Raw genomic sequence first — 211 nt, 5'->3', positions numbered from 1 at the left:
CCAACGAGAACACGAACGGCCTGTTGCGCCAGTACTTCCCGAAGGGAACCGACCTTTCTCGATGGGCAGCTGAGGATATCGAGGCGGTCGCTGCCACGCTCAACAGCCGCCCCCGGAAGAGCCTCGGTTGGAAGACACCCGCCGAAGCCCTCAACGACCATCTACTATCGATGAAATAAGCCAGTGTTGCATCCACTGGTTGAACCCGGTC

The 211-nt window shown here is 59.2% G+C and carries 1 protein-coding gene; it reads left to right on the top strand.

Annotated elements, in window-relative coordinates:
- Positions 1-179: IS30 family transposase (locus tag ADK54_RS45010; protein ID WP_199827009.1), on the top strand; the 179-nt coding region annotated here is incomplete at its 5' end.
- Positions 180-211 lie beyond the last annotated feature (32 nt).

Origin of the sequence: Streptomyces sp. WM6378, from assembly GCF_001279695.1 — a bacterium.
Lineage (GTDB): Bacteria > Actinomycetota > Actinomycetes > Streptomycetales > Streptomycetaceae > Streptomyces.
Note: the sequence above shows the minus strand (reverse complement) of the source record. Positions and strands in the feature narration are given on the sequence as shown.